This window comes from Streptomyces sp. SM11 (assembly GCF_002910905.1).
Lineage (GTDB): Bacteria > Actinomycetota > Actinomycetes > Streptomycetales > Streptomycetaceae > Streptomyces.
This window is the reverse complement of sequence record NZ_NEUE01000283.1, coordinates 1-4,519: the sequence shown is the minus strand read 5'-3', so window position 1 is coordinate 4,519 and position 4,519 is coordinate 1. Positions and strand designations below refer to the sequence as shown.

4 protein-coding genes and 1 pseudogene are annotated in these 4,519 nt (G+C 73.7%); 3 read left to right on the top strand and 2 right to left on the bottom strand.

The window, feature by feature from the left end; genetic code table 11:
- A partial coding sequence (locus B9S58_RS31135) for a GTPase-associated protein 1-related protein (RefSeq protein ID WP_146063588.1) occupies positions 1-218 on the top strand: 218 nt, incomplete at its 5' end.
- Between the two features lie 551 nt (positions 219-769).
- Here the strand turns inward: B9S58_RS31135 and B9S58_RS31130 are convergent.
- Both B9S58_RS31130 and B9S58_RS31125 read right to left on the bottom strand, forming a co-directional pair.
- Complete coding sequence (locus B9S58_RS31130) at positions 770-2,239, bottom strand: MFS transporter (protein WP_103535273.1); 1,470 nt, start codon at positions 2,237-2,239, stop codon at positions 770-772.
- Between the two features lie 63 nt (positions 2,240-2,302).
- Complete coding sequence (locus B9S58_RS31125; protein ID WP_103535272.1) at positions 2,303-3,280, bottom strand: NAD(P)/FAD-dependent oxidoreductase; 978 nt, start codon at positions 3,278-3,280, stop codon at positions 2,303-2,305.
- Positions 3,281-3,409: 129 nt separating this feature from the next.
- Between B9S58_RS31125 and B9S58_RS31120 the strand changes: the two genes are divergently transcribed.
- Together B9S58_RS31120 and B9S58_RS31115 are read left to right on the top strand one after the other, a co-directional pair.
- Positions 3,410-4,009: a helix-turn-helix domain-containing protein gene (locus B9S58_RS31120; protein WP_103535271.1), complete on the top strand. Its 600-nt coding sequence runs from the start codon at positions 3,410-3,412 to the stop codon at positions 4,007-4,009.
- An 82-nt stretch (positions 4,010-4,091) separates the two neighbouring features.
- Positions 4,092-4,307: pseudogene (locus tag B9S58_RS31115) on the top strand (GTPase-associated protein 1-related protein); the annotation flags it as partial.
- Positions 4,308-4,519 lie beyond the last annotated feature (212 nt).

Below are 4,519 nucleotides of genomic sequence, written 5' to 3'. Positions count from 1 at the left end.
ACGCGGGCCGCGCCTGGCCGCCGGTGGCCGCCGCCCTCCTCGACGACGTTCTTCGCCCCGCCGTACGCGGCATGTCGGGCGAGGCCGTCGCGGAGGTCGAGGCGATGGTGGGACGCACGGGCAGCAGCGGCCGGGCCGACGCCTTCCGGGACTGGAACCGTGTCAGCGCCCTGGGGCGGCTGGGCCGCCGGATCGCGGGGCGGGTGCGGCGGGGCTGACCCTCACGCCGGCACGACGAGGAACTCGGGTCCACAGGTCCGCGAGCCACCGCTGTCCCAGCAGACTCTCGGCGGGACGCTCGCCCGCGAGGTCCAACAGCGCGACGGAGCCTCGACAGCACTGCCGCCGGGCCCCGCCGCGTGAGAAGGCGAGGTCAGCTGGGCTGGTCGCCGGTGTAACGGTAGATGTTCCCGCCGGAATTGACGCCCCACACGTTGGTCCGGGACCCAACGTCGACCGCCTTCGGCGAGCCGGAGATCCGCTTTCACTCAGCCATGTCTGACCCGTTCTTCTCGCCGGATGTCGCGACGTCACATGCTGCGCGCCGACCAAGGCCGTCGGCCTCCGTCGCGCGCGTGGGACGTCTCGGCCGGGGAACGTGCCGAGGTGCGCGACGAGGGTCGCCCCGCGGGGTCGGGCATGAGGCCGGCTGCGCCTGCACGCCGAGTCCCACCGCCGGCTTCGGGGACGGGCCGGACCGGTCCGGCGCCGAGCCGCGGCAGGAGGCGCGCCAAGCCGGGTTCCAGGGCCCTGCGCACCCGTCGCCCCCCTACCCGCGCCGCCCGCGACCGCTGACCACCGCGGCTGCCGCGAGCGCGGCTGCCAGGTAGACGGCGGCCCCGGCGCCGAAGGCCCAGGCGTAGCCGACGACCACCTCGGCCCGGGTCGCGGCGACCGCCATCAGGGCGGCCAGGCCCACCGTGGGCCCCAGCTCCATGGCGGTGTTCATCACGCCGCCGGCCAGCCCGGCCCGGTGGGCGGGCACGCCGATGGTGGTCAGCACCGCCGAGCCGGAGAAGACGAAGGACGTGCCGGCGGCCAGCAGGACGACGCCGGGCATCAGGCCGAGGGCGAACGAGGTGTCGGGGCCGATCCCGGTGAGCAGTGCCAGTCCGACCGCCCCGGTCGCCAGTCCGGCGATGGTGACGGCCCCCGCTCCGTACCGGCCGACCGCCCGTCCGGCCAGCCGGTTGGCCACGATCAGCGCGAGGGTGAACGGAACGAACGCACCGGTCGTGGCCAGGGCGGACCAGTCCCGCTGCTGCTGGAGGTAGAGCGAGAGCAGGAAGGTCACCAACCCGGTGCCCGCCGCCGCCAGCAGGATACCGACGAGACCCACCAGCCGACGGGGCTCCACGGTGAAGCCGGGCGGCAGCAGCGGATCCCGCACCCTCCGCTCGACCAGCAGGAACAGCACCATCAGCACGGCTCCGGCCGCGATCGGAACGAGGACGCGCGGTGAGCTCCACGAGTGCTCGCCGCTGAGGATCAGTCCGTAGCTGCCGACCGAGATGCCGAGCGTGGCCAGCAGGGCGCCGACCGGGTCCAGCCCCGGCCGGGCGGCCGAGTCGTCGGCGGGCTCGGTGGGCAGGAGACTTCGGACCATCAGGAGCGCCAGTGCGGAGACCAGCACGGGGACGGCGAACATCCAGCGCCAGGAGAGCCAGGTGGTGACAGTGCCCGAGGCCAGCGTGCCGAAGGCGGCGCCCAGGACGGAGACGCCTCCCCAGCTCGCCATCGCCCGGCCGAAGGCGGCGGGATCACGGAAGACCGCGCGGAGCACGGCGAGGGCCGCCGGAGCGGTGAGCGCGGCGCCGATGCCCTGACTGAACCGGACGGCGACCAGCGCCTCGTACGAGGGTGCCCAGGCGGCCGCCGCGGACGCCAGGCCGAACAGGACGAGCCCCAGCACGAACATCGGCCGGCCGCCGAACCTGTCGGCCAGTCGGCCGCCGAAAAGCAGCAGACCGCTGTAGGGCAGCCCGTACGCGGCGTTGACCAGCACCAGGTCCGCCGTGCCCAGCCCGAACTCCCGGCCGATCTCGGGCAGCGGCACCGCGATCAGGGTGATGGTGAAAATCAGTGTCGACTGGACGACGGCAAGCATCACGAACGCGAGTCCAGCCGGGGTCCGGGCGTCCTGGCCGGAGGCTCGGCCCCCGTCACCGGAGCCCACCCGACCGGATGCCGTGCCCCTCGGGGGCGGGGCGGGCTCGGTCAGCGGCTGGGCAGGATCCATCGAAGTCTCTCCTCGGGTCGTGTCGGACGAAACCGACCGGTGCACATGCGGATACGCGACACGTCAGGCGCTCGTCCGGGCGGCGGCCCGGACAGCCAGCTCGATGTCCTCGTCGACCAGTCCGTGGTTGAGGGCGAACGCGGCGGCGGACCCCATGCCGGCCGAACCGACCACCAGGGCGCGGGAATCCACCACGTTGCCGACCGCCCACACACCGGGGACGCTGGTGCGGCCGGAGCGGTCGGTGGCGACCGGCCCTTCCGCGCCGCGCTCGCAGCCGAGCGCCGTCAACAGCCCGTCTCGGGGCACCATGCGCGGCACGACGAAGACCGCACTGCGGTCCACCTGACCGGCTTGGGCCAGTTCGACCCCGCGCAGCCGGTCGTCCTCCACCACGAGCCGCTTGACCGCCCCTTCGACGACGGACACCTCCCGGGCGGCCAGGGCCGTCCGCTCGTCCTCGGTCAGCTCCAGCCGGTGCCGGAACAGCACGACGTCATCGGACCACTGGCGCAGCAGGAGCGCGTGCCGGACGGCCCCCGGAGTGGTCCCGAGCACACCGAGCGGCTGGTCGCGAACCTCGTAACCGTGGCAGTACGGGCAGTGGAGCAGATCCCTGCCCCACCGTTCCCGGACTCCGGGGATATCGGGGAGTTCGTCGCGCAGCCCGGTGGCCACCACCACACGTCGGGCGGTCAGCACCACGCCGCCGTCCAGCCGTACGGTGAAGCGTGGCGCGACGTCCTCGCCCCCACGGTCCACCGCGTCGACCGTTCCGGTGATGAACTCCCCGCCGTATCCGACGACTTCGGCCCGACCTGTCTCCAGGAGCGCACTGGGCGCCATCCCGTCCCGGGACAGGAAGCCCTGCAGGTGCGCCGAGGGGGCGTTGCGCGGCGCCCCGGAGTCCACGACGACCACCCGGCGGCGAGCCCGCGCCAGGACCAGGGCAGCGTTGAGGCCCCCGGCGCCGGCCCCGATCACGACCACGTCGATGCCGTCCTCGTGCGTGAACCCGTTCCGCGGTCCGCTCCCGGACATGTTCGCCCCTCTCGTTGTGTTCGTCCCGCCCACGTCGGCTGCCGCGGGCAACACGGCACAGCTTGCGAAACGCACTGCCGGGCGGCAAAGTTTGTTGCCGCTTCCGCAACGGCTTGATGGAATGGCCGCATGAAGCAATCGCCCGCCATAGCCCAGGTCCTCGACGAGGTGGGGCCCCGGCTGCGCCGACTGCGTATGCGGCGCGGTGCGTCGCTCACCGCGCTCGCCGAGGTGACCGGTATCTCCAAGAGCACGCTGTCCCGGCTGGAATCCGGCCTGCGCCGGCCCAGCCTGGAGCTGTTGCTCCCCATCGCCCAGGCCCACCAGGTCCCCCTGGACGAACTGGTGGGGGCGCCGGAGGTGGGAGACCCCCGGATCAGACCGTCGCCCCGGAGCGTCAACGGCAACACGGTGCTGCCGCTGACCCGTCGGCCCAGTCCGCTCCAGGCGTTCAAGATGGTGCTGCCGACGGAGCGGAACACACCCGAGGTGTGCGAGCACGAGGGGCACGAGTGGCTGTACGTCCTCTCGGGCACGCTCCGACTGCTGCTGGCCGACCATGACCTGGCACTGGGGCCGGGCGAGGCAGCCGAGTTCGACACCCGGCTGCCGCACTGGTTCGGCACCACCGGGCAGGGCCCGGTCGAGGTCCTCAGCCTCTTCGGGCCGCAGGGGGAGCGTATGCACGTGCGGGCCCGTCCCCGGGCCGGAGACCGGCCGGCCCACTGAGGCCACGGTGCCCGGACCGGTACGGACGCCTGCGTGCGGACCACCACCCCAAGGGCGAGACGCCCCCCGTCCTGCCCAGGACGCGGGCCGCGCCTGGCCGCCGGTGGCCGCCGCCCTCCTCGACGACGTTCTTCGCCCCGCCGTACGCGGCATGTCGGGCGAGGCCGTCGCGGAGGTCGAGGCGATGGTGGGACGCACGGGCAGCAGCGGCCGGGCCGACGCCTTCCGGGACTGGAACCGTGTCAGCGCCCTGGGGCGGCTGGGCCGCCGGATCGCGGGGCGGGTGCGGCGGGGCTGACCCTCACGCCGGCACGACGAGGAACTCGGGTCCACAGGTCCGCGAGCCACCGCTGTCCCAGCAGACTCTCGGCGGGACGCTCGCCCGCGAGGTCCAACAGCGCGACGGAGCCTCGACAGCACTGCCGCCGGGCCCCGCCGCGTGAGAAGGCGAGGTCAGCTGGGCTGGTCGCCGGTGTAACGGTAGATGTTCCCGCCGGAATTGACGCCCCA